At 33.5% G+C, this 25308-nt stretch carries 27 protein-coding genes; 11 read left to right on the top strand and 16 right to left on the bottom strand.

The window, feature by feature from the left end:
* The first annotated feature begins 112 nt into the window (after positions 1-112).
* The gene (gene infC / locus BOQ64_RS14965; RefSeq protein WP_027372223.1) at positions 113-613 is read left to right on the top strand and encodes a translation initiation factor IF-3; all 501 of its coding nucleotides are present in this window, start codon (positions 113-115) and stop codon (positions 611-613) included.
* 152 nt (positions 614-765) lie between these two features.
* Here infC and BOQ64_RS14970 read toward each other — a convergent pair whose 3' ends face one another.
* A complete protein-coding gene (locus tag BOQ64_RS14970; protein WP_129057619.1) occupies positions 766-1326 on the bottom strand; it encodes a hypothetical protein in 561 nt (186 codons plus the stop codon).
* 149 nt (positions 1327-1475) lie between these two features.
* On the opposite strand from BOQ64_RS14970, the gene BOQ64_RS14975 reads away from it, so the two are divergent.
* Positions 1476-2555: a resolvase gene (locus tag BOQ64_RS14975; protein WP_129057620.1), complete on the top strand. Its 1080-nt coding sequence runs from the start codon at positions 1476-1478 to the stop codon at positions 2553-2555.
* Between the two features lie 101 nt (positions 2556-2656).
* Entirely contained in the window at positions 2657-3223 is a 567-nt protein-coding gene (locus BOQ64_RS14980) for a hypothetical protein (RefSeq protein ID WP_129057621.1), read from the top strand.
* Between the two features lie 327 nt (positions 3224-3550).
* Here BOQ64_RS14980 and BOQ64_RS14985 read toward each other — a convergent pair whose 3' ends face one another.
* The 9 genes from BOQ64_RS14985 to BOQ64_RS24025 all read right to left on the bottom strand — a co-directional run bounded on the left by BOQ64_RS14985 (position 3551) and on the right by BOQ64_RS24025 (position 12067).
* Positions 3551-4180: a response regulator transcription factor gene (locus tag BOQ64_RS14985; protein ID WP_129057622.1), complete on the bottom strand. Its 630-nt coding sequence runs from the start codon at positions 4178-4180 to the stop codon at positions 3551-3553.
* A 2-nt stretch (positions 4181-4182) separates the two neighbouring features.
* Positions 4183-6459: an ATP-binding protein gene (locus BOQ64_RS14990; protein ID WP_228448398.1), complete on the bottom strand. Its 2277-nt coding sequence runs from the start codon at positions 6457-6459 to the stop codon at positions 4183-4185.
* A gap of 237 nt (positions 6460-6696) precedes the next feature.
* Entirely contained in the window at positions 6697-7407 is a 711-nt protein-coding gene (locus tag BOQ64_RS14995; protein ID WP_228448399.1) for a hypothetical protein, read from the bottom strand.
* A 144-nt stretch (positions 7408-7551) separates the two neighbouring features.
* Positions 7552-8235, bottom strand: coding sequence for an SMI1/KNR4 family protein (locus BOQ64_RS15000; RefSeq protein ID WP_129057624.1), 684 nt, complete (start codon positions 8233-8235; stop codon positions 7552-7554).
* A 9-nt stretch (positions 8236-8244) separates the two neighbouring features.
* Positions 8245-9051 carry a DUF4274 domain-containing protein gene (locus BOQ64_RS15005; protein WP_129057625.1) on the bottom strand — a complete coding sequence of 269 codons (807 nt, stop codon included), beginning with the start codon at positions 9049-9051 and terminating at the stop codon, positions 8245-8247.
* A gap of 39 nt (positions 9052-9090) precedes the next feature.
* On the bottom strand, positions 9091-9471 hold the full coding sequence (locus tag BOQ64_RS15010; RefSeq protein WP_129057626.1) for a hypothetical protein: 381 nt from the start codon (positions 9469-9471) through the stop codon (positions 9091-9093).
* Between the two features lie 81 nt (positions 9472-9552).
* Positions 9553-10080: a hypothetical protein gene (locus BOQ64_RS15015; RefSeq protein ID WP_228448400.1), complete on the bottom strand. Its 528-nt coding sequence runs from the start codon at positions 10078-10080 to the stop codon at positions 9553-9555.
* A gap of 506 nt (positions 10081-10586) precedes the next feature.
* Positions 10587-11306: a hypothetical protein gene (locus BOQ64_RS24020; RefSeq protein ID WP_228448401.1), complete on the bottom strand. Its 720-nt coding sequence runs from the start codon at positions 11304-11306 to the stop codon at positions 10587-10589.
* Positions 11307-11362: 56 nt separating this feature from the next.
* Positions 11363-12067: a hypothetical protein gene (locus BOQ64_RS24025; RefSeq protein WP_228448402.1), complete on the bottom strand. Its 705-nt coding sequence runs from the start codon at positions 12065-12067 to the stop codon at positions 11363-11365.
* 152 nt (positions 12068-12219) lie between these two features.
* Between BOQ64_RS24025 and BOQ64_RS15030 the strand changes: the two genes are divergently transcribed.
* The 8 genes from BOQ64_RS15030 to BOQ64_RS15070 all read left to right on the top strand — a co-directional run bounded on the left by BOQ64_RS15030 (position 12220) and on the right by BOQ64_RS15070 (position 20281).
* Entirely contained in the window at positions 12220-12387 is a 168-nt protein-coding gene (locus tag BOQ64_RS15030) for a hypothetical protein (RefSeq protein WP_228448403.1), read from the top strand.
* A 187-nt stretch (positions 12388-12574) separates the two neighbouring features.
* Positions 12575-13156, top strand: a complete 582-nt coding sequence (locus tag BOQ64_RS15035; protein WP_129057629.1) for a hypothetical protein — start codon at positions 12575-12577, stop codon at positions 13154-13156.
* Between the two features lie 605 nt (positions 13157-13761).
* Entirely contained in the window at positions 13762-15408 is a 1647-nt protein-coding gene (locus BOQ64_RS15045; protein ID WP_129057630.1) for a glycosyltransferase family 39 protein, read from the top strand.
* Between the two features lie 93 nt (positions 15409-15501).
* Complete coding sequence (gene rpmI, locus BOQ64_RS15050) at positions 15502-15699, top strand: 50S ribosomal protein L35 (RefSeq protein WP_047492860.1); 198 nt, start codon at positions 15502-15504, stop codon at positions 15697-15699.
* Positions 15700-15819: 120 nt separating this feature from the next.
* Entirely contained in the window at positions 15820-16164 is a 345-nt protein-coding gene (gene rplT, locus BOQ64_RS15055; RefSeq protein WP_034694451.1) for a 50S ribosomal protein L20, read from the top strand.
* Positions 16165-16470: 306 nt separating this feature from the next.
* Positions 16471-17652, top strand: coding sequence for a M20/M25/M40 family metallo-hydrolase (locus BOQ64_RS15060; RefSeq protein ID WP_129057631.1), 1182 nt, complete (start codon positions 16471-16473; stop codon positions 17650-17652).
* A 73-nt stretch (positions 17653-17725) separates the two neighbouring features.
* Entirely contained in the window at positions 17726-18904 is a 1179-nt protein-coding gene (locus BOQ64_RS15065) for a M28 family peptidase (protein WP_129057632.1), read from the top strand.
* A gap of 204 nt (positions 18905-19108) precedes the next feature.
* Positions 19109-20281, top strand: coding sequence for a M28 family peptidase (locus BOQ64_RS15070; RefSeq protein ID WP_129057633.1), 1173 nt, complete (start codon positions 19109-19111; stop codon positions 20279-20281).
* 56 nt (positions 20282-20337) lie between these two features.
* On the opposite strand, the gene BOQ64_RS15075 is transcribed toward BOQ64_RS15070, so the two are convergent.
* The 6 genes from BOQ64_RS15075 to BOQ64_RS15100 form a co-directional block, all read right to left on the bottom strand.
* Positions 20338-21378, bottom strand: a complete 1041-nt coding sequence (locus BOQ64_RS15075) for an RNA ligase family protein (protein WP_129057634.1) — start codon at positions 21376-21378, stop codon at positions 20338-20340.
* Between the two features lie 286 nt (positions 21379-21664).
* Positions 21665-21925 carry a hypothetical protein gene (locus tag BOQ64_RS15080; RefSeq protein WP_164975814.1) on the bottom strand — a complete coding sequence of 87 codons (261 nt, stop codon included), beginning with the start codon at positions 21923-21925 and terminating at the stop codon, positions 21665-21667.
* 586 nt (positions 21926-22511) lie between these two features.
* Positions 22512-22868, bottom strand: coding sequence for a hypothetical protein (locus BOQ64_RS15085; RefSeq protein WP_129057636.1), 357 nt, complete (start codon positions 22866-22868; stop codon positions 22512-22514).
* Entirely contained in the window at positions 22844-23524 is a 681-nt protein-coding gene (locus tag BOQ64_RS24745; protein WP_129057637.1) for an RHS repeat domain-containing protein, read from the bottom strand. The genes BOQ64_RS15085 and BOQ64_RS24745 overlap by 25 nt, the downstream gene beginning before the upstream one ends.
* Positions 23525-23629: 105 nt before the next feature.
* Positions 23630-24190, bottom strand: a complete 561-nt coding sequence (locus BOQ64_RS15095; RefSeq protein ID WP_129057638.1) for a hypothetical protein — start codon at positions 24188-24190, stop codon at positions 23630-23632.
* A 22-nt stretch (positions 24191-24212) separates the two neighbouring features.
* Positions 24213-25308, bottom strand: a 1096-nt coding sequence (locus tag BOQ64_RS15100) for an RHS repeat-associated core domain-containing protein (RefSeq protein ID WP_164975815.1), incomplete at its 5' end; no start/stop codon positions are given.

Here is a 25308-nt window from a genome sequence, read left to right on the forward strand (position 1 = left end):
CTCTCAATACTTTAAATATAAATGAGTAGTTAACCAATAAAATTATAATACAATAGCACAAAGATTTAACAACAGGGGCCCACAAAGACGTCCTGTACAGGAGGACTTACACTTGATCAACGATAAAATTCGTGTGAGAGAGCTTCGTTTGGTGGGCGATAACGTAGAGCCAGGAATTTATCCAATTGATAAAGCAAGACAAATTGCTGCAGAACAGGAATTGGATTTAGTAGTAATTTCTGATAAGGCAGAACCTTTTATTGCAAGAGTATTAGAATATAAGAAATTCTTATACGAGCAAAAGAAAAAACAGAAGGAACTTAAAGCTAAGCAGGTAAAAGTGGTAGTAAAAGAGATCCGTTTCGGACCTCAGACTGATGACCATGATTATGAATTCAAGAAGAAGCATGCTGAGAAATTCCTTGAAGAAGGTTCTAAACTGAAGACCTACGTATTTTTTAAAGGACGTTCCATTATCTTTAAAGATCAGGGGGAAATCTTGCTTTTAAAACTGGCTCAGGAACTGGAGCATGTTGGTAAAGTAGATCAGCTTCCTAAGCTTGAAGGAAAGAGAATGATTATGATGATGAGTCCTAAAAAACCAGCAAAATAATTCAATCATTATTTTACATATAAAAGCCTCAAATTACTTTGAGGCTTTTTTTGTATAAAAAATTAATGTGAAAAGTTTCATAAAAAAGAAAGAGGGGTTATATAGACATCATTTGTATTTGTTCCCCTCTTTCTTACAGGTTTTAGTAGTTTTTATCCTTCAAAATTACCACAATCATGCTCTTTAAAAAGCGGTAAAGCTTTTTGGGTTGTAAAATATTTAGCCACTCTTTTTTTATCTGATTCGAGTTTCTTTCCTTCTACATCCAGTTCATAAATGGGTGCTTCATCGATCTGAGTTAAAATATAAGTTCTGTCTGATGTTTTTAATATTATTTTGTTGCCTTCACCTAAAACAGAGAAATCATTAATTTCTAAGGCATCCTTTTCATCACAGATATTGGTCCATTTAATTTTATTCTTTGTTATGGACAAGCTAGCCAAATCACATGAATAGCAGTTTCCAGAGAATTCTATTCCATATTTGTCATATACATTTTTACTTTTGGTATTCAGTACATCAATAGGAACGAGTTCTGAAAAATCTTCCGGCACATCTACTTTTGAAATAGCTGCTTTTTGCTGGGAAAGTTTTGAAACTGTATCTGTTTTTGATGCAGTAGAATCCACATTATTCACTTTCTTTTCTGCAGAAGTTGAACAGGATGCTAATAAAACTACTGCGACTGAAAAGCTGGTTATTAGTTTTTTCATCTACAATCAATACTTAGTTTTAACGGATGTAAAATTGATTAAAATATGTGATTCAATATATCCCTGTTTTCAGCCATTTATTGCCGATATTCAGGGGATTTGTTGGCTACTGAAATGAATACTGATACATTTGCCCGAAAAAAAGAACAATGAAGCCTATCTATCAATTTCTCATATCTTCTACAGTGGTGTTGATGGGATGTAATCCGCAGAATAAATCATCAGAAAACCCCAAAGTAGCAACTGAAGTTACCCAGAAAATTATCACATTTGCAGATTTTAAAAAGGTAAAAGGTGTAGATAATGTACAGGATGTTCCTTTTCAGTTATTTACCAAACTGGATTCTGTACAGTTTTTTGTGAACCCTGATAAAGAGGCAGCCCACCTGAAAATTGCTTATAATAAACTGGATAATTATTATGGCTTTGAAGAGTTTGATGACTTCTACTCTATTCATTACAGCATCAACAATAATATTTCAAACAGCATTGAAGCTTTTGTTTTAAAATCAGAATTTACAGCCTCGTTTGATTTGACTTTGAAAGGGGTAAATCTGTATGAAATCAGAAGCAGTACATGGAAAGGCTCTCAGGACTTCAAAAATAAATCGTTCAGTAAATATGGTACTATAACAGAAGTTTCGGAACAGGAATTTAAAGCAGCTTCTGCCAATAAGATTAATGAAGTTCTGGTTAAAAATCCACATATAAAACTAAAAGATGATAACTGGATATATACTGAAAATGGAAAGGAAACCATGATTACACAACATGAAACTGTATCTACTGAAGAAGGAACATTATCCAATGAATATATAGGGCAATCTCCTTCCCTGCATTTGGAGATTTTCAAAGAAAATTCAGACGAAACCGCAGTTAGTTATTATACTTTTTATAATGTAAAATCTTTAGCTAATTTTGAAATATCTACAGACAGCTATCCACAGATTCTTCCTGGCAAAAATCAGATTTCTTATATCAGCTCTAATAATGATGTAGGAAGTGATTTTGTGATCAGTCAATACACTGCATGGAACCATAATCTTGGAACGCTTTTATATATCAATTTTACCAACTTCAAAATTGGAGATGAAACGAAAGCTTTCTGGAAGGATGATAAAACGTTTTACGCTGAAGTGCATCCTACCAATTCAGCAGTGGTTCAAGGTAAAAAACAAAAGTCAGCTTTCATAAAAATTCAGCTGAAGACCGATCTGCTTCAGAAATAGAAGTTTCTTCCTTACAAATTAAGATGAAAAACCCCTGAAAACAGCCAGTGTTTATGGTGGTAAAGTACAATATCTTTGCAGCAGTTATTTAAAGATATACCATGAGAAAGATAAGTTTAACATTCCTTTTTTGTATTTTAAGTTTTATGGCTTTCGCACAATCGTTAAAGGTAGTTATTAAACAGGATGGGAAAGTAATTCAGCCTGTAAATGATGTTTATGATCTTAAAAAATCACCTTTTGTATTTGAGTTTACAGCGGCCAACCTTGAAGGTTTTTTAGTAGGAGCAACAACGGATAAAGACATTTATGCAGGAGCTTTAGGAGTTTTCAATACCGAGGTTCCCTGGTTTCAGAGTACAGGTATGGCAGAGGAACTGTATAACAAGGATAAAGAAATGTTTTTAATGGATTCTGCACCGTCTTATTGGTATTATACAGATGTTAAGGATCATAGATTTGATAAAACTCCTAAAGGCAATTCTAAACAGTGGACAGCTACACGTACGATTACAAGGTTTTATGATGTGATGGTAGCTCAGCCTCTTAATTTAAAAGATGTTGATGGTAGAGTTTACCTTCTAATGTATGAGCCTACATACAATGAAGAATATGATTTAACAGGAAAGAAGAACCTGTTTCAGGCAACATTGAGATTTAAAGATTAATAATTGAACACCTAATTTTAAATTTATATAGAAAAGGTCTGCTTTTACGATGTAAGCAGACCTTTTTGCTGGATGAATGTTCACTCAAATAATCAATCTGTATTCTATAGCCAGTTTAATGGCTAAATTAAAATTAGAGGCTTTTAATTTTAGACGCAAAGGTTTTATTTTTCTTTGCATGATATTTTAAGGAAGCTAAAAAATAAATCGATAGGCAACGATTCTGACGAAGCGAAAACTTTTACATATGCTTACATCTGTGAAATCTGCGCGATCTGTGGGAAGTAAACACCCAGAACTGATTCTTTTGTTAGTGCCAAATCAATACTATTCGATAATCAAACCATATTCTATGGCCAGTTTAATCGCTGAACTAAGATTGGAAGTCTGGAATTTTTCAATAAGATTTTTCCGGTGACTTTCTACGGTGTGCGGACTGATAAAAAGTTTTTCTGCCATTTGATTCGTGGTTAATCCTTTTGCAGCTTCAGCAAGAACTTCCTTTTCTCTACGGGTTAATTTAGGAACCTGATTCAATCCGTACGGTGATTTTTTCTCTAAAACAGAACGGGTTTGCGAACATAAAAACTGATTTCCAGCGTAAACGGTATTTATGCCTTCCAAGATTTCGGAAACGGAAGCATTTTTCTGAATATATCCTAAAGCACCTTCAGCTAAAGTACTGTTGATGACAGGCAGTTCATTATGAACGCTCAGCATAATAATCTGGAGATTTTCGTATTTTTTCTTTAAAGGTTTTATGAGTTCAATGCTGTTGATATCTGCTAAATTGATGTCCAATAATAAAATATCGACAGCCTGTTTTTTCAAACCTGCATTCATTTCTGAAACATTTTTAAAACAGTCTACAACATCTATGTTCTCGTTATTTCCTAAAATATTTTTCAACCCTTCCAATAGAAGCGGATGATCGTCTGTTATGGCTACTTTTATCATATTTAATGAGTAGGAATTTGAAGTTCTATACTGGTTCCAATGTTTAATTGAGAGGTGATATTCATCGTCCCTTTTAAAAACTGGACTCTTGATTCTATATTATGAAAACCTGCTGTTTTTCTAAAGTCTAAGTTGGCAAGATCAAAACCTTTACCATCATCTTCTACAGTAAGGTTTAATACATTTTCCTCTTCACTGATCTGAATAATAATTTCAGAGGCTTTAGCATGTTTAATGGCATTATTCACCAGTTCCTGAATGACTCTATAGATAAGCAGTTGCTTTTCTTCTGATATGGAATTGCTGTAATTGATAAATTCTGTATGAATATTTAATGCACTGTTGGACATACGGGAAGCAAATTCCTGAATAGCTGCGGCCAAACCGTATTTCATTAATAAATCTGGCATTAAATTATGAGCAACACGTCTCAACTCTTCTACAGCACCATCAATCTGACTGATTGATTTTGAAATACCTTCCTCTATATTTTCAGACTGATGAGGATCTAAAATAGATAACTGAAGTTTAGTTCCTGAAAGCAGTCCACCTAATCCGTCATGAAGATCGCGGGCTAGACGGCCACGCTCCTGCTCCTGCCCTTCCAGCAATGCCGTAAGCGTGGATATTTTAGAGTTCTGTTTCTCTTTTTCCATGGCCAGGGCATGCAGTTCATCCCTCTGTTTAATAGATTTTACACGTTGTTTATAAGCATACAGCAATAAGAAAATCAAGACAATGAAAATGAAAATAAAAACTATATAATAGGTATTGATCTTTTCTTTGAATGCCAATAGCTTTTTATAACTGTTGATATCGTTGTTCTTTTGTCGGGTTTCTAATTTAGCTAAACGAAGCTGCTGTTCTTTTTTCTCAGACTCCAGTTCTGAAAACTTTAAACGTTCACGCTGGTTTTCTTCTACCAGTTTTAGGTTATTATAGACCTGTTCACGCTGTGCCCTAAGAATATTGATAAGCTTAATCTGCTGTGCTTTTTTATCACTTTCCAGCTGTAGTTTTATATACTTCTGCTCCTGTCGTTCTTTTTCAAACTGAGACTCCAATCTTTTGGTAATATCCAGCTTTTCCTGATCGTAAACACTTTTGTATTTATCTACATAACTTTTATAATAAGTAAGAGCTTCTTTGTAATTACCCTGTTCTTCGCTGATTCGGGATAAAGATTCGAGAATAGACAATTCAATATTATGATCCCTTACCGGGCTTTTTCCGATTTCCATGGAAGCTTTCAGAAAATATGATTTTGCTAAATCGTAATTCTTATCCTGTATAGCCAGTTCAGCCAAAATCCCAAAAGAAGAAGCAATATGAATAGGATCACCGGTCTCCAGACTCGCTTTGTTGGCTATCTGCGCATATTCTCTGGCCTTATCTGGGTTAAATTCAATATATAAATTAGCTAAATTAATTGCAGCATAAGAAAGGTTGCTCTTATTGAGCATAGACTCCCTATTTTTATTAAAAGTAGCAATAGCCTGCAGATAAAACTGTTCTGCTTTATTTCTAAACTGTATATCCGATGTATTTTGAGCATATTTTTGCTCATACACATATCCCATTCTCATATATGCATCGAAGATAAGTCCGGGATCATTCTGCTTTGATGCTAATAGCAGAAACTGTTTGCTGTATTTTTCTTCCAGCTGATATTCGTTCAGGTTAGAATAAATAGTGGATAATTCTTTAGCTACATTACCGAATCTCCCATACAGTGTAGAAGTCGTGGGTGAGTTTTCGTAATAATTAATTGCTTTCAGGTAAGCAGTAACTGCCTCTGTGGTTTTATTATTACGGACCAGAATCCAGCCTTTTGCATATTCCAGATAGCCTTTCGCTTCATTGCTGTTTGTTTTTAAACTATAGGTTCTGGCCATTTCCAAACTTTTTGAAGACTCTACATCTTTATTGTCCAGCCTGTAATTCATAGCCTGAACAGCATACAAAATAGTAGCATACTTTCCGTCGGTCTGTTTTGATGCGATAGAAATATTATGAGCTAAAATCTCGTAGGATTTTGGTTTAGCCTTATGGAAAAATAAAGCAGTGGCATATTTGGGGGCCAGATTCAACTGCTCTTCCGTTTGGTTTGAAGCATTGTTATACTCCTTTTCTAATTTGCTTAAAGCATCTTGTGCCTGGGCAAAAAACGGACAAATAAGTAACGTAAATATAAATAATAACCTGTGCCTCAAATCCTTTTCTTTATTAAACTGTATTACATTAAAGAACGTAAAGATAAGTAAAATACTTCTACTCAATTTTTGAGCAATTTTGTTCAGTAAAAGATTTCCAGTTCTGAATTTTTCTTTAATTTTTAAATGTATAATCTTTATTTAAGCTGCAATTTTAGCCTTGTCAAGGCTATTTAGTTATTTATTGCTTTCTGCTCCAAAACTTCCGATTTTGATACTGTATTCCAGACTTGGGATTTTATCAAGAAAAGAGATATTTTTATCCAGTAATGTACTTTTATCTTCAATAGTAATGCTGCCAAATTAAGTGTACTCTAAACAAATGACGGCTTTTTTAAGTTCTTTGTCATAGAATAAATACAATACATCTGCTGCGGCATTTTGAAAATCATAGCCTTCTAAACACCCGATATAACCCATTATGGTATTATCTTTTTTATAAGGCTTATCAATTAGGTTATCTCCACCGAAATGAGTTTCTTCTAAAGGAAGAGATGCTGTATTTAGCTCGTCAAAAATCCCCAAAACCTTCTTTTGCAAACGCTCCACCAGATATTCTGAATCATTATCTTTTTCCAGATCTTGTACTGTAAGTTGGCGTAAACGTTCTAAACGACGAATATCATCTACCATTAAACCCGGTCGATCATTGTCTTTGTCATAAAGCTTATTGTGTTTTTGGTAATATTCTTTTTTCAATTGATACATAGCCTCATTCATGTTGTATTCAATCTCTAAATCGGAATAATTGTTTCCATAATCTTCCGGGGAAATTTCGGTGTGGGCTGAAAAATAATTCCAGTCTGTATCAAATTTGTATTTGCCTTCAATCACATCAAAACCAAACATATCTGCTTTGGTATATTCTGTATGATATTCCGGTTTATTTTCCCCAACACAGCCATCGTAAATTTCCTTTACAGAAACAATATGCAGCCATTGATCTTCTGATGGATTAATAATTTTTAAATTAATTGAACAAATTGGAAGAAAATACTTTTTATGATTTTCCAAATCATCATAAAATACATCTTCATATTCCGGAAAAATTTTTATTAAATCGTTCATTTTACTTTCTTATTAGTTTTAATTACTTTCCTTCTTTTCTTTTACAAGGTTGAAAACCATATAGTTTTTATAATTATTTATTCAACTACTCTATTCCCAATAAGCAAATTTTGTGTTTAATTTTTCAAAAGCAATTTCCTGCTTAATGAGTTTTTCAAATTCATCAAAAGTGAGCAACCCTTTTCTTTTAAACTCGCTACCATTAGGCTTTTTGTGGATATATTCAAAAATATCACGTTTGTATAGGTCCTCCAGAATTTCAACCTGTTCTGGTTTTAAATACTTACGATGTGTCTTTAGCTGATTATGTAAATTTTGTTTGATTTCTTCTTCAGAATCTTCATGAAACATAGAATCTTCATCCATTTCAGTTAAAGATTCCAAAAGTTGTCTAAAGATAAAATCCTGAAGGTTTTTAGCTAGAATTTCAGCCTCTGAGTCGTGCCGAAACAAAGTAATGGGAACTTCGTCATCTACTTGCATATCCAATTGAAAAACATACATATCACCAGCTCCATTTCCGGCAAAAGGAACCATTCTGTATTGGGAGTTGATGTCGTAAATCTCGTGATGAATAACTTCCCTAATTCCTCCCCAAGAAAAGACTGGTTCCCAAATGTCGATATCATTTCCAAATAAAAGCAAAGGAGGATTTTCTTTTAACGTAGAAAAAGGAACTACATCTTCAATGATCATCCCTTCATCATATAATTGTTTGTAAAGCTGGGGATAAGTAAATTCAAATTCCTTCTCTAAGTTTTGTAATGTATTCATACATATATTTTAAACATTTCTTTTGAAGATACCCGGAACTTCCCAAGCTATTTTTTTCTTCTTATAATCAACTTTCTTGTCGGTTTGAGGATTGTAACTCAATACTTCCGGATATTTGTTGTTTACAATATTATTAATAATGCCCTGCAGCATTGTGTTTGTATGATGATAAACCGAACACTCAGTATACAATCGCCAGAATACCATCACTGCAATGCCTTTATCACATAACCGGTGTAGTAAGATTTGTGCTGCATATTCCGGTTCATCTATAAAATAAGCGATATTGAAGAGTTCAATGGCAGATTCAGCACCTCTGATATTCTTTTCCCATTCTCTATCGAACCACATTTCTACATCGTCTTCTTCATAATAAATATACGTTTCTTCGCCATTTGTTTTTTGAAAAATCCAATCCGGAATAATGAATTCATCTTCATACAGCGATGTTGGATCAAACTGAATATCTGTTTTTTGATAAAAGCCGTTGGGATAATTTTTCAGAAGTGTTTTTAACAGAGTAAACACTTCATTTTGGGATACATCCTTGAGCGTCTGATCTAATTTATATTGTTGAAAATCCTGTGGCTGAGCCAGCCAAAACAACTCTAAAGCAGTAGCTTCACTGCAAATGGGGCTTTCTGCAATCCATTGTAAAACCTTCACTCCGTTGTCCCAATTATGGTAAGTGGCGAGATAATGCAATTCTTCTGCTGTATTTAACTGGTTAAATTTTAATTTATCCAGTTCATCTTGTAGAATACCTTCATGGAAATTATCATTAATAAAATTCTGTTGCTCTGAAGTAAGATTCATTTTTCAATAAACAATTGATTAATAATATTTTACATTAATTTAATGATTTACAACGTCATCACTCCCAAAATCGTTTTCAATCCACCCATGAAATCCCATGCACATTCCATCACCATCAAGAGTGTTGAGTTCTTCGATGATTTCGTCATTTTTATAAAGAACAATATTGGTTTGTAGGTCTAAACGGTAGTTTTCATTTTCCAAAGGACCAAAAATTCCGTCCATTTGCATCATCATTCCGTAAATAGTATTGTCGATGGTTTTTAAATGAACTTCGCGAAGAGTCTCATCAATATCTGCCGGGATTCTATTAATAGCATACTTTCTAATGTTTTCAAAAATAATATATCCTGCCCCATGCTGCATCCACAGTTCACGATCACGTTCACTTGATGGCGGATTTGTTAATTCTTTATTCATATGTTCTAATTTAACTGAGCATCATTTTTATAAAAATGTAAGGTCTATGTTTATGAATTGAGAGATATGCATTACTATAACCTAAATTTTAGCAAAGAAATTAAAAGTTTGTTGGGCAATAAGTTTGAGCTTTGTATCTGAAGGATCATTCATCCATTCCTCATACAATTCTATTCTTATTATTTTAACGTCATCCGGTATTTTGTAAATTTCATCTTTTGTGTAATTGTACCCCTGTATATTTGCGCTTTCCTTACCGGGATATTTTTTGATCTCAGTATAATATCTCAGCGTAATGGTATTGCCATTTTGCTCTCCTTTCTCTAAACGGATTTTTCTTACCTGATAAATTGTATGTCCTCCGGAGCTGACATTACCCCGGATACGAAACTTCAATCTTCCGGTATTTTTAGAAAGCATAATAATTCCAGGAGTAAAACGCTCTGTAACAGCTTTATGAGTAACGTAAGTATGAGGTTTCCCTGTTTCCGAAATTTCTTTTGTAACCCGTTTGGGTTCAGAGTAAATGGGAGTAACCTTTAATTTCTGGGCATTGCCTTTACAAGCCAGCAACGCAAAAAGTGAAGTTAAAATCACAAAATATTTCACTCTCAAATCTTTAATAAATCTTTGAGCTAAAGGTAATCAAAGGCATTGGTTTAAAACATCCCTGATAATAGTGGTTTTTATATATAATTTTTAATCAGAAAGCATATAATTAAGGCTATTTTATAAACAGCATACAAAAATAAACAGCGGCTAAACTTGTTACGGTAATTCCTGAAACAAGAAACACAAGAAGATAATAAAGCCCTTTCTTCTTTTTCTTTTGTACTGAGTTAATAATAAAAACAATGAGCATACATAAGAATCCTGCTCCGAAAAAAATCATTAAGGTTGCAAGAAATAAAGCTCTTTCTAAGTGTAAATCTGCAGATGAAAGCATATTTTAATTATTTTAAAAAGGTTGAAGCTGGAAACTGGAAGTTATAAAAGTCATATAAAATAACAGTCCACTTTTTTATGTAATTTAATTGTATAATAACCATCTCTAAAATCATGGCTGAAAGTACCCTCCAGCTTCCCTCTTCCAGCCATTTGACACAATCTCTACATCATTCTTTATATTCTTTTCCGGAATAAATATCAATATAATAATAGGCTGTTTTCCCTGAATCATTTTTAACAGTCACCAGGCCTTCTGAACTAATGGATTGGTATACTTTTGAACTGACACCTTTTTTATTTTTATTATCGAAAAGCACATATGATCCATTCTGTTCTTTTTGAAGAGCGTAGATCTGTTTTTCTGTATCTAAAACGGAAATATCATAATAATCAGGCTTTATCTCCCAGTTTTTTTCAAGACTATTCCATAGGCCTATGGTTTTCAATTCTTTTTCATTTTCAATCCGGATAAGATATTGATCTTTCATACCTCTGTAGGAATTTATTTTCCCAAATTTCCAGGTTTTATCAGTGTATTGGTTAGGTAAAACCATTTTCCTGTCTGGCCAGACCAAATATCCAACCCTATCCAACACTTTAAAGTTATAAGAGCCGATAGAATCTGTAACATTCCCTTTAGTATCAATATAAAGCCAGTCATACGCCCAAACATCATGATCGTAATTAAAAACACCTAATAAAAAATAAGGGGAATTGGTGATAGAATACACTAGAGAAACCTTTTTAATGAAATCAATCTGCGAAGCTGTTGCCTTTGTAATTTCTTTTGGAAAAGCCTTTTCATACTGTGGAAAAAGGTATACATCACTGGTTTTACTATTCATTAAAAGTTTAGGAACTTCCGGCTCATATTGTTCTTTATTCACTTCTTTCAGCGCTATGGTTTCTTTTCCAAATACAAGGGAAAGTGTCTCAGAACCTATCAGATTGGAGTGAACTGCTTTTTTCTGATGTAACTCAAATATTGAAAAGCTCGTATTGGACCCTTTAATAAATCGTTTATTTTCCAGCAGTTCTGCAATATTATTTTCAATTTTACTGAGTTTATTTTTTTGATTTCGTACAGGGTTCCATTCCAAAACAGGTGATTTTCATCTACCACAATAAAATTGAGATAATAATTGTCGTCCAAATAAGGAATGTCTTCATGAAGTAAGACTTGTTTGGTTTCTAAAACACCAATTTCTATTTTATGGTAAGTCTGTTCTTTTTTGATACCGCTTCCCATGATATTCCAATCCCATTTCCAGACTGGCATTTTCTTTTCGTACTCAATGTCTTTTTTGTAAAATGTAAGCCCATTGATGACATTTAAATTGATCTCCTCAGCAGAAAACGCCAACACAATTCTTCCTTTTTCATCTATGGCGGCATATTCATCTTTTTCATTCATAACAACGGCAAATCCTGTAGTCGTAAACAAGGATGCGTTTTGATATTTCTGATGAGTGAGGGGTTTCAGACTTGTTTTATCTGCATAAACAAAATTATTCTGCTTCGTTAAAAAAGGAATGCTGTTGATAGTCTTTGTTTTTAGTGGAATTAATGGCAAATTATCTTTTTTTTCCTGGGTACAGGCTGTTACCGAAGTCAACATCAAAAAGATACTGCAAACTATTGTTTTCATATTCTGAAATAAGCATCAATATTAGAGAGATGTGAAGGATACTACAATCCCAATTATCAGCTATATTTTAGAGAGTTTCAAAGTGAAGTTTCCCTGATACTTTACATTTGTGGCAGCAATTGCAAAAGCATTGGATTTGAAAGACGTTATCCATGTTGGGCACTCTATGGCGAGGAGTACCATTTGAATCAACGGGAAAAGTGTCTGCTACTCTATTTAAAAATGGTCAATTAACTTCCTATCCTGGTTTCCCTTATGGAATGCCTACCACAGAAGCTGAAACAATCAACAGAGATCTTTTGTCATTTTTTAATTCATAATTTATTAATACAAAATAATTGCAAAACCACAGTCATTTTGATTGTGGTTTTTAATTTAAATTTCACTTACTAGTGTATTAAAAATAATTAACAATACCATATATCATTAGCATTAACACTATATATTATATCTCTATTTGATGATTTATGATAATTATTTATATATTTGCGCCGTCAAAAATAATCTATGAAAACAAAATTAATAACTTTTTTAAGTCTTTCAATGCTATTGGCATCTTGCGCCCAGGATGAAACCCGCGATGAGGTAATGCCAACTGCAAAACAAGTTACTGTTAATGAAAATAATACCTCACGTATTAGTTTTACCAAAATTGAACTCATCAAAGAATCCGGTCCTTTTCATCCGGAAGCATTAAACACAGAAGAGTCTCTTAAGTTGGAGCACAATGGTAGTGTGTATCGATTAATTATGCAGTGGGATAACAATCTGGTTCTTTATAGAGAAAGACAAGGACATAAAACTGTACTATGGCATTCCAATACCCACAGGACTGATGTTGTAAGTCCAAGGCTTGTTGCACAAACCGATGGAAATCTGGTAATCTATTCTAGTAATAGTATTCCAGCTAATAGTATTCCAATCTGGAGTGCTGATACTACCGTTAACTATCATGTGAACAGTCCACACATTAAAATGCAGCTCTGTTCAAGGACAGGAACTTTCATTCCTTCTGGATACAGAATTAAAGTTATTCTTGGTGGAAATAATGAAGAAAGAAAGGAGATAATTGTGGAAGACTTCTATTAATTATATTATAGAGATATAAATATTTCCCGTTTCTTATACAGAAGCGGGAAACTTATTTTTTACTTACTCTATCCCTGCAACACAATAAGAAATCATCAATAAGATTTATTGTTTTTTATTATAATTAAATTTCCCTGATACTTTATATTTATGGCAGCAATTGCAGAAGCATTGGGTTTGAAAGACCTTATCCATATTGGACTCTCTATGGCGAGGAGCACCATTTAAATCAACGGGAAAAGTGTCTGCTACTCTACTTAAAAATGGTCAATTAACTTCCTATCCCGGTTTCCCTCATGGAATACCTACCACGGAAGCTGAAACAATCAGCAGAGACCTTTTGGCATTCTTTCAATTATAATGTAACTGAACATAAAGAAGCAAACTACAGATAAAATCTCTGTAGTTTTTTTTATTTTCGTTATTTTGCAGTTGTTATCCTAAAAAGCTTAGGAAACGCTCAGTATAAATACATATCAACCATGAGATTAGGATATTTATCCTTTTTTTTCATAGCAGTTATCCTTTTTTCTCTCGGATGCTTCTATTACTACCCTTTCTTTTCTGATGACAGTTTGATTTCATTACGGTATGCACAGCGCTTTATGGAAGGAAAAGGTTTAACCTGGAATGATGGACATCCGGTTGAAGGATATTCTAATCTGCTTTGGGTTCTGGGAGTATCTGCATTGAGTAAATTAGGTATGGACCTTATTCTTGCTGCCAGAGTGTTGGGTGTTTTGTGTTCGCTGGGAATATTGGGCAGTATTCTTTATTATTTTAGAAATAAAAGCATACAGAAAGAATATGTTTTCTTAGCAGTTGCATTATTAGCTACTACTCCATGTTTTACTGTTTGGGCTATTGGCGGACTGGAACAACCTTTATACGTATTACTTCTCACCTTAATTTTAATTGAGGTTTCAAAAATAATTAATGATAATAATTTCAAAAGCATTTATCTGCTGGCATTATGGCTGGGACTTTTAGCACTTACCAGACCGGACGGATTTCTATTCACTTTACTTACTTCAGCCTTTTTATTAGTAACAGCCAGAAAAAATAAAGATCAACTTATTAAAATTGGTTTAGCAACAGCGGTTATTCCATCATTATTTTTATTAGGGCAACTGGCATTTCGGTATAGTTTTTACGGAGAGCTGGTTCCCAATACAGCTTTGGTAAAGGTAAAAGTGACTATCCATCATATTTTACGTGGTGGTTTTTATAATTTCAAGGCTTTCTTCAGTACTCTTTTATTATCGGGATTAGGATTGATTTCTCTTTACCATCTTTTGAAAAATAAAAGCCTTTTCGGATGTTATTTGCTGTTGTTAACGGCTGCTTGGGCTGGCTATGTAACTTTAGTTGGCGGGGATATATTTCCTGCATTCAGACATTATTATGTTGTACTGATACTTTTTGTTTTCTCTGTTATTTTTGGATTATCTTATTTCAAAAAGATCAATTTTGCTTCAAAAAAAATAAGCTTGGGGATCGTTTTACTTCTAATCATAAACGGGTTCATTCAATCCAGAATTCCTGATAATGAACGTGCGGTGGATGAAAGATGGGAGTTTAGAGGGATGAAGCTGGGAGAAACTTTAAAGAAAACATTTCCCAATCAAACTTTGGTTGCTGTTACTGCCGCAGGTTGTATTCCTTATTCATCCGAGTTACCTATAGTAGATATGCTGGGACTGAATGATTATTATATCCCGAGGCATCCACCTAAAAATTTCGGGAACGGATCATTAGCCCATGAATTGGGTGATGCGAATTATGTTATGAACCGAAATCCGGATCTTATTATTTTCCATATTGGTGGCGAGCTCAATTTTAATATTGGCGATCAGCTGAAAATCAACAAAATTTTCAACAGCAATTATATTAAGGTAAAAACAAAGGAAAAAGATCAGGAATACTCATTATTCTTTAATAAATACGGGAAGAATACAGGAATTAAGAACACTGGAAATCAATTAACTATTCCAGGGTATTTTTTCCAGGCTGAGTCGGATACGGCGAGCCTGTTTGCTAACCACAAACTGATCAAAACAATGAATAAAGGAAATTCTTATACTTTATCTATTGACAATCTTCCATCTTCAAATTGGAAAATAGCAGATTCAGAAGGAAAAAATGTAGATTTCGATGCCGATATTCAGATAAAAAACGGACAGTTAATCATTGAAATTACTCCAAAAAACAATATGTTTTTAGAAAGTCTTGTCCTGGAAAGGGAATATTGAGATTTTTTTCGTACTTTTGCAAACTATTATTCCTAATGTCTTTAGGAAACCATAAACAGATATTGATAACAAAAACAATAAAAAAGCAAAACAATGCCAAAATTAAAAACGAAATCAGGTGCTAAGAAACGTTTTGCTCTTACCGGATCTGGTAAGATCAAAAGAAAAAACGCTTACAAAAGCCACATCTTAACTAAGAAAGAAACTAAGCAGAAGAGAAATCTTACTAGCACTTCTTACGTAGCTAAAGTGGACGAGAAAAGCGTTCAACGTCAATTAGCAATTAAGTAGTTTTTATAAATCTATATTCGGTTTATAAGAATTCAAAACAAATTCAAAATTTTAACCCTGAAACGGAGCCAATTAAGTGTAACATCTGTTACCGCCCTTTTCAAAAAAACAATTTAAATTATGCCAAGATCAGTAAATGCGGTAGCTTCTAGAGCTCGCAGAAAGAAAATTTTTAAGCAAGCTAAAGGTTTTTTCGGTAGAAGAAAGAACGTTTGGACTGTAGCTAAAAACGCGGTAGAAAAAGCAATGCAATATGCTTACCGTGGTAGAAAAGAGAAGAAAAGAAACTTCAGAGCACTTTGGATCACTCGTATCAACGCGGGAACTAGAGAGCACGGAATGTCTTACTCTCAGTTTATGGGAGCTCTTAAAAAGAACAACATTGAGCTTAACAGAAAAGTTTTAGCAGATTTAGCAATGAATCACCCTGAAGCTTTCAAAGCTGTTGTAGATCAAGTAAAATAATGTAGAATACTATTTTTGTTATCAATATAAGTCCCGGGTTTACCCGGGATTTTTTTGTTTCTACCCCCTACTTTTTAAGGTGTTTAACTGTTTATCATCTGATCATCAATTCATTTTATGATGGATGTAAAAAATAAAGCTAAAATGGTCTTTTGATGAAAATAAGATTAGTTTTAAGATTAAATAATACTACAAACTATGTAATTATGAAAAACCTAATTAAATACAGATAAATAACACCGATCAGTAAAATAAAATCACTATTAATCCTTATATTAGCAATCGAAAAATATTTTACTTGAAGAAATGAAAAAAATCACTGTTTTTCTATTGACCTCTTTAGCATTGCAAAATATCGGAGCACAGAATCTTATTCAGGCTTATAAGAATAGAGCGGATATGGTTTCCCAGACAAATATCACCACCCATCTTACCGATTTTGAAAATCTTGGAATAAAAACTACTGGATCTCCTGTGAATACCAATACTCTGAACTGGTTGAAGAACAAATATACTTCTTATGGATATACAGCAAGTCAGATTGTGGAAGACCCTTTCAGTTTTGGAAGTACAAGTTCTAAAAACCTGGTTATAACAAAAACAGGAACAGTATATCCTGACAAGTACGTAATTATCTGTGGACATTATGATACGATTTACGGTCCTGGAGTAAGCGATAATGGCAGTGGTACTGCTATCCTTTTAGAAGCTGCCAGAATATTAAAAGATGTTCCTACTGAGTACTCTATTAAGTTTATTCATTTTTCTGGAGAAGAACAAGGACTGAAAGGAAGCTACCATTATGCAGATTATATTGCATATCAAGGAAATACCCGCAAACTAGATATTAAATTAGTTCTTAATATAGACCAGGTAGGCGGTCTGCTAGGAAATAACAATAATACGATTGTCTGCGAAAAAGATATCAGCGGGATGTCTGGAAATAATGCGGCATCAGCTACTGCCACACAGGAATTAGCAGTGTGTACAGGGCTTTATTCTCCGCTTCAGACTTTTATTTCTAATGCCTATAGCTCAGATTATATACCTTTTGAAGAGAAAGGATATACCATTACAGGTTTTTATGAATATATCAGAAGTCAGAATGAACATAGTCCTAATGATACTTTTGCCAATATAGATCCTGTTTACGTCTTTAATGTAGGTAAGGCAGCCGTAGGTGCTCTACAACATTTTGCTGTGGCTACTACTTCAAATAATATTCTGGGGACACAGGAAACTACCGGGCAAAAATTATCAGAGGCTGTAAATATTTACCCAAATCCTGCAAAAAATCTGTTAACAGTAGAGTTTCCAAAGAAGCCTCAGCATTTCAATATTGAGATTTCTGATATGACGGGAAATATAGTACTTCGTGCTGAGAATGAGCATAAAATAAATACAACCCAACTGATTAATGGAGTTTATATGGTTTCTATAAAAACAGACAGGAATCAGACAGTTAAAAAAATAATCATTGACAAGTAACAATATATGATGATAATGAGCTGATTTCAGTTCTTATGAAATATATTATTAAGCTTTATAAATCAATCATACCATGAAAAAACTAACAGCCTTGTTGCTGATTGCTATAAGTTCACATACTATTAATGCTCAAAGCTTTATCCAAGCTTATAAGAACAGAGCTGACGCTGTTTCCCAAACGGATATCATTACCAATCTGCAGGAATTTGCCAGCTGGGGAGTAAAAAAAACAGGTACTCAGGCCAATACAGATGCCTTGAATTGGCTTAAAAACAAATATCTTTCTTATGGATATACTGCCAATCAAATGGTTGAGGATACTTTTCCTTATTCAAATACAACTTCAAAAAATTTAATCATAACAAAACAGGGAACTGTTTATCCTAATAAATATGTAATTATCTGTGGACATTTTGATACTATTGCCGGCTCCGGTGTTAACGATAATGGCAGTGGTACTTCTATTATTTTAGAGGCTGCAAGAATTTTAAGAACCATTCCTACAGAATACTCCATTAAATTTATTCATTTCTCCGGAGAAGAACAGGGTCTTTTAGGCAGCTATCATTATGTTGATAATGTAGTTTACCAGGGAAGTAACCGGGTTCTGGATATTAAGATGGTTTTCAATCTGGACCAGGTAGGCGGTGTAATGGGAAATAACAATAACACCATATATTGTGACCAGGATATGGGTGGACTTCCCGGTAATAATGCTGCTTCCGCTACTGTAACTCAGGAATTAAGAAACTGTACAGCACTTTATTCTCCGCTTCAGACTGCTGTAGACCCTGCTGAGGATACGGATTATATTCCATTTGAAGAAAAGGGCGAAATTATCACAGGTTTTTTTGAAAGAATCAGAAGTAATTTTCCACATACAGTTAATGATACTTTTGCCAATACTGATCCGGTATACATTTACAATATTGGAAAAGCTGCAGTGGGAGCTTTGCAGCACTTCGCGGTTGCTTCTACACAAACCTTAGGAACCCTGGAACCTATTTCAAAAAGTACTTTAGAGTCTATAAAAATCTATCCTAATCCGGCAAAGGATGTTATTAATATTGAATTTCCAGATTCTGACGTACAAAATTTTAGTTTTGAAATCACTGATTTTGAGGGACGTTCCCTATTAAAAACAACTAATAAGGAGAGAGTTAATATCTCAGCCCTTACAAACGGAGCTTATGTTGGCATTATTAAGCGCGGTGACCAAAATGTAATAAGGAAGGTTATTATAGCTAAATAAACGGCCAATTATAAAAATACTTATTTAAAAACCTAACCCTTTGGAGCAATCTGAAGGGTTTTTATTTTTCAATATATTAATATTAAGCTATTTATATTCTGCTTTTTCATATTTACGATAAAAACTTTATGGTATCCATAAATTTTTAAACACATCTTTGTGATTTATTTACTACATTCGCAATACCAATTAAAAATTAATTATATGAAAAGAATTACCACTCTTTTATGCGCATCACTGATTGCGCAGAGCCTTGGTGCTCAATCTTTTATTCAGGCTTATAAAGACAGGGCTGATATGGTGACCCAAACTAATATTACAGCAAATCTTCAGGATTTCGGTAATTTTGGAATTAAAAAAACGGGTTCGCAGGCTAATGTCAACGCTTTCAACTGGATAAAAAACAAATATCTTTCTTATGGATACACTGCCAGTCAAATTACGGAAAGTCCTTTTACTTATGGATCTGCAACTTCAAAAAATTTAATTATCACTAAAACCGGAACTCTTTACCCTAACAAATATGTCATTATTTGCGGGCATTTTGATACGATTAACGGCCCTGGAGTGAATGATAATGGAAGTGGTACTTCTATTATTCTTGAAGCAGCCAGAATACTGCAAAATGTACCTACGGAGTATTCTATTAAGTTTATTCACTTCTCCGGTGAAGAGCAAGGGTTGATAGGAAGCTCGCATTACGTGAATAATGTGGTTTATCAAAACGGAATCCGTAAACTGGATATAAAACTGGTGTTTAACCTTGACCAGGTAGGTGGTGTAAAAGGAAACAATAATAATACGGTGTACTGTGATGAAGATCAGGGTGGTCTCTCCAGTAATAATGCTGCTTCTGCTGCTGTAACACAACAACTCAGAAACTGTACGGCACTTTATTCTCCACTTCAGACTGCTGTAGACCCTGCCGCAGATACAGATTATATTCCGTTTGAACAGAAAGGTGAGATTATTACCGGCTTTTTTGAAAGAATCAGAAGTACATTTCCCCATAGCTCCAAGGATACTTTTGCTAATGTAGATCCTGTTTATGTTTATAATATCGGAAAAGCTACAGTGGGAGCTTTACAGCATTTTGCAACGGCTTCAACTACTTTACCACTCAATAGAACGGCCACACAAAACGGACTTGAAAATGTGAAGCTCTACCCTAACCCGGCTAATAATATCCTTAATATTGAATTACCGGATAAAACAGCAAACTTCAGCTTTGAAATAACCAATGTATCAGGAAGAACCCTGTTGAAAGTAAATAATGAAACTAAAGTTAATGTTTCAGCTCTGGAAAGAGGAGTTTATGTAGGTATTTTAAAGGTGGGAGATCAGACTCTTGTTAAAAATATTCTGATTGAGAGATAATCGAACTATAAATAAAAAAACAGAGCAAATTGCTCTGTTTTTTGTTTATTCTGATATTATTTTTCTTCAGTAGCGACTGAAATGATGTTCTGAATCTCAGACTGGAGTCTTTCCGTGATCCATCCCTGATCTTCGTGATTTAATTCTTTCAGTAAGCCACCATTATTTTCATTAAAATCGGTAATAACATCCTGTAAAAATTCAGATTTAATTTCAGAGACACGAAGCATATTGTTCATGTCTAAAGCTCCTACTTTAGAAAGTACACTCTCTAACCTATTTTGGGATACATACGTTCTTAACTCATCCATAATAAAAGAAAGATTTTCAGCTTTCGAGGATACATCAGGAATAAATGACCACTTCTCAGCTTTATGGAACTTTTCTTCTTCGTCAAACTCAGGATTTTTCAATTTGATGATCGGACGATTGGACAGTAATTCGGTATCTTTCAGATTATAAGGCTTGATAACAACTCCTTCTATAAGATTGTGCTCCAATTCAGGTAGGTTAAATTGTTGGGTAGGAATAGGTGAATTTATTCTGGTATTGAAATTCAGGACTTCATTAAATTTTCCTATTAACAAAGGTTTTATATAAGGAACACCAAATTGCTCAAAATAAGAGACTGCAGTTTCATAGTCAAGGTAATATTTGATCCCCTGCTCGTTGACAATTCCTATATCAAAACCACAGAAATGAATATCCGGAGAATAATAAACTCCTGTCTGAATAGCCTGTACATGTTCAACATCTGAAACATCAGGATGCGGATATTTTCCACCAAACAACTCTCCATAAATAATATACCTACTCCCAGGAATAGCAGCACTCAAATGCTCAAATAAGCTCAGGATTGTACTCTCTAATTGGTTAACAACGAGCTGAAATCCAAAAAAATCATCTCCCCAACTAAGGTATTCTCTTCGCTTGGCATATTGAAGTTTATGGTTTTCATAGGAAAAACTAAAATTAGCACCATGGACCTTCTCGGTCACTACCCATTTTAATTTATCCAATTTTGACAGCTCACTCTCATTAAGCCCAATCTTTTTTAAGGAATCAGGCATTTTCTCATATCCGGAAAATTCGTTCATCTTGGTTAAAAGTATTATTAATTGGGATAAATATAGTAGTTTTTTATAATATGAGATGGAGTCTTGAGGGTAACAGAGAAAAATTCAGTATTGATGTAGCACTGAGTTTTTTGTTATAGAAATTTACATAAAAAAGAATTCGTGTGCCAACCAGGTAGTCATCAATTATACTTGAATGGTAGAACTAATTACTAGAATCTATTTATACAGTCTCTTTTTTATTTATAGCACGAGCAAAACGCTCACGCCAGCCAAGGGGATGGGAAACGAATTATAGAAAACCGTACTAGCGAGGAGATGTTTTATTCATACTAGTTTTAAAGGTAAGTAATTTTTGGGCCTGCCTTCCTTTTTCTTCAAGAGATTGATAACCTTCTTTTTCTAAGTAGATGTATACATAAGCACTCTTTTTAAAAGTAATAGAATAATAGCCCTCATTATTGGTTCTTACTTGTATTTTATCTTGACCTAAATATTCATCATAATTCCTATGCCCATTATCATTTTCATACCTATCATTTGTGACCGTCACTTTGACATTTCTCAAAGGCTGAGAGTTAATAGAGTCTAAAACATAGCCTTCAATCTTTACATTACTTATATCTTGATTATTATAGTAATAAATGAAAAAATATACACTTGCCAGAGCCAGCGTGGGGGAGTTTTGGCTTGTTTATCGCTATTGCTCTATATTCTCTATTTTTTTAAATCAAGCTATCAAAAATAGGGTAAGGTTTCGTACGAAACTAAATATAACAACAAAACCCATCGCAACTGCGATGGGTTATTTTTATCTGCTCAAAGTTATAAACTTTGCGTAGCGGATTATCTATTTAAAAATTTCCATTATTACTTTAATACTACACCTTTTAGGAAAAAGAAATAAAACAAAATTAGTATTAATGGAAAGCATAATAAAGAATAAAGTAATTTACCTTTATTTAAAGTGTTTTTTATAATGACAGCAAACGAAATTAGTATTCCTACTATATTTAGAGGAAATAAAACAAAAAAACTCAATTTTCTATTAAATGCTGAATATGGACTAATCAATCCTAATATATCTATAAAGATAAATGCCGAAAAATTTAACAAAAAAATTATAAAAGATAAAATTGCTAAACTTTTAATATTTATTTTTTCCATCCTACTCTGTTATAGTTGTATCCCGTAGTATATGCCTTTTTGTCCGTTGAAGTATCAGGACCTTGACGTGATATATACCTACTATTAAATTCTGCTCCGCTTTTTAAGACGTTCAATGGTGCACCAATCATTTGGAAAGCTTTCCCTGTCATAAAATTTCCTCCATCATATACGTTGTATAAAGTATTACTTCCTTCAAATTTTACAAACCCTCCTGTTCCATCCTCGGGAACGTTTGTAGCTCCACGTAAAGCTGGATAATTTTCACCATTCCTAACAAGAGCTCCCATTTCTCCAGCGAAATCAAATTCTCCATTACCTAAAGACCCATATATGTCATCCAAGGAAACATAATGAATGATTGTTCTCCAAAAGCCTGAAGATATTGTGCTTTATCTTTTATATCTCCAATTCCAATTTTATTAAAAGCATCTGCCATATCTTGAGCCGGATAAGGTGTAAATAATCTCACTTCTGCATCTTGTACTTCATAATCCGTCATTGTTCCTGCATAATCGACCAGTTGTTGTAATTGTTCTTGGTCAGCTGTAGAATCATTAGTATTCAGCTGATTTCCTTGCTCATCAACTATAACATGTGGACCTTCTTGAGGAGTAATAGATTGAACGTAGCCCTGTGCGTTAACTTTAATAATATCTTCATTCTGTCTACCATCGGGGTCGATAAATCTAATAGGATTATTAAAAGCATAATTATAAGGACTATATCTCGTCATCTTTTCCGCCAACGGATCTACAACACCCCATCTACCTAAGTCAGGCATATAAAATCTTGCGCCATAATCATACATACCTGTCTCTTGCAGCTCCTTGCCATTGTACTTGTAATTTAAATACCCACCCAAAAGACCTTTAAACTCACTGATATGGTTTAATCCAAATGGGTAATAATTATTGGTGTCTGTTACTTCAAGAACACCTGTGCTATCTTTAGAAAAGATTACCCTTGCATTTCCTAAGTGATCTTTATACTGGTAAATATAACTGTCATCATTATCCTAAAGATTTATTTTCTTGTTCTGTTTTCTAATACAAAACAGAACAAGAAAACCACCGCAGTTGCAGTGGTTATTTATTAAAAATCATTACCAACATTCATAATGATCAGTCCATTTTTTATTTTCAATAATTTTAGCTTTATCAAACTTAAAGTAATATTTGGTAATTGATCCACAATATTTGGGACTTCCTTGAAAAAAGGGTACAACATCAATTCTTAATTGATTATCTCTAATTTCAGAAAATATAGCAGCATTTAATGGTCCATTTGGAATTCCTTGATATTGTACAATAGTTTTAAATACAGTCTTAAATTGTGCATTCAGTTCCCAATTACTATTCATATTTTTGTTAGATAACTCTTTAAGGTCTTTTTCTTTTCTTAAAGGTTTTATTTCATCTTTTTCTGATAAAATGTTCTTATGAAAATTACTAGAATCATTTTTATCTAAAGGATAAGGATAAATTGAATCATAAATATATACCCCTGATACATCTTTTCCAAATTCTTTTATTGAAACTTCTTTACTGACAAAGTCTTTACTTACGATTGTGTATGCTTCATTATACATTATTTTTGATTGCGAGTTACAACTGATAAAAGTAACAAGAGCTATACAATATATAAATACTTGATAAGTTTTCATTTTATATCTTTTATTGAGTTTATTATCTTTGAGGAGTTTTGATATATAAATCTTTTTTAGGATCGACCTTCAAAGGTCCTTTAGAATAAGCTTCACTACTAAATGCACTAAAATTAAACCCACCTGAATTCATTGGAGAATAAGATTTTCGTTGGCCAAATGGTAGTTTAAATCCTTTCGAATTATCTAATTCAGTTCTAATTACATTAATAACTTTTTTTTCGTTATCACCTTGCATACCATATATAGACGTTGCAGAATATTCTTTTCCGTCATCTCCAACAAAGCCATCGATTAAATTATTATATTTATGACTTACTTCATGCAGAGTTGTCATTCCATATCCCATAGTTAAAGGATTTAAAGACTGGCTAGCACCATTTATAAATCCATCTATTTGATTAGTATTTATATTTAAATCGAAAACCTGTGTATAGCCCGCCTTTCCATCAATTGTCTCTCCTCTACCTTGGATTTCTTGTATAGATGACCCTCTTGTATTATCTGAATTAATTTGATAATCAGTTCTATGATTATCAATTGCTCCTTTCAACATATCACGAGCTGTTGTACTTCCACCCGCATCAGAGGGTTCAGTATAACTTAATTTTCCATTATCACCAACGGATAATTTAAGTCCCGTTTCTTTCTCTAAATCACTAACAATTTTATTTTGAGTTTCAGTAGAAATATTTTTTCCAAATGTTATATCTTTATTTTGCATTCCATCAGGATCAATAAATCTTATGGGATTATTATAAGCATATGTATATGTACTCCATCTCCTTGAGGTTTCAGCCAATGGGTCCACAACTCCCCATCTTCCCAAATCCGGCATATACATTCTTGCGCCGTAATCATACATTCCCGTCTCTTGGAGCTCCTTGCCATTGTACTTGTAATTTAAATACCCACCCAAAAGACCTTTAAACTCACTGATATGGTTTAATCCAAATGGGTAATAATCATTGGTGTCTGTTACTTCAAGAACGCCTGTGCTATCTTTAGAAAAGCTTACCCTTGCATTTCCTAAGTGATCTTTATACTGGTAAATATAACGGTTTTCTGTGAAACTGTAAAAGCCTTCTGAAGTGGGTACAAAATCAAGCTTCCAGGTT

Origin of the sequence: Chryseobacterium sp. CH25, assembly GCF_004119455.1 — a bacterium.
GTDB lineage: Bacteria > Bacteroidota > Bacteroidia > Flavobacteriales > Weeksellaceae > Chryseobacterium.